The sequence below is a fragment of the Shigella sp. SIG3 genome, assembly GCF_053555855.1.
Window position 1 is genome coordinate 1 of record NZ_JBQZXE010000259.1, and the last position, 996, is coordinate 996.

Genomic DNA, 996 nt, shown 5'->3' on the forward strand with positions numbered 1-996 from the left:
CAAATCCGAAGCGCCCGTTCTTTTCATCACGAAAGTTTTGCTCTATCTGCATTCGCCGACTGTATAACTTGATGATTTCTCGCGCTCTGAAGTCATTTGTACTGCTGAAGATCAACCAGGCTTCTTTTGCTGATTTGCTCTGTTCTTTGTCTGTTTTGTTTAAACCACTCTGACCTTTCGAACGTTTCTTTTTTCGCCCTTTTGCCGATTTCTTATAGGTGTAAAAATGCCCCCGGATGCTTTTTTTCCTTTCTTTAACCAGCCTTCCAGCCCCCATATATTCCGGTGTTTTACATTCAGGGCTATCCGACACTTTTAACCATCTTTCAGGCGCGTTATCGAGGCAATACTGAACGTTATTTCTGATCCGACCAATAAAATCCCAGCCCAGAGAAGTAATATGGTGAAACCATGCGCTCTGAAATCCAGCATCCGTGACAATAATAACCCTGGCATCGGGGGGCAGGGATTGAGCAAGGGAATCAAGGAAATCATGTTGTATCAATGGATTATTTTGTTTTTCAGAAGGAACAACCTTACTCAATAACGGAATGGAACGCCCGTCACACAGAAGGCTGGCACGAAGAACATGATGCTCCTGGGAGGGATAGCCACTCCAGTCTACGGCTATTACACATAAAGATAACTGCCGTGTCAGCATTGAAGTGATATTCCTGAAAATCATTGGAATATCGCGATGGAGCGCCTCATTACCCATGAGGCGATCAATACGTTTGATCTTATTCTTAACTTGTGCATTACCCGGCAAAAAACGTCCGATACTGGTCTGCGTCAGAGATGCTCCGTTGATTAACGCCATTGTGGCATCCATCAGGGCATTTTGTCGGTACTGATGAAATGGTGCTAAGGCATCCCGGAAGAAATTCTGACATACTTTATGAACAGGCATAGCAGTGATCTCATTGAATTGTTGGCACAAATCAGTAGATCACATAATGCTATGTTTGTCTCGTTTTCTGGGGATTCCTCAGCCCT

1 protein-coding gene is annotated in these 996 nt (G+C 44.1%); it reads right to left on the reverse strand.

Annotated features, from left to right (window positions below; genetic code table 11):
* Nucleotides 1-910 (reverse strand): IS4-like element ISSfl1 family transposase (locus tag ACUU1I_RS20750; RefSeq protein WP_236637867.1); only part of this gene is annotated, 910 nt, incomplete at its 3' end.
* Between the last annotated feature and the right edge of the window lie 86 nt (nucleotides 911-996).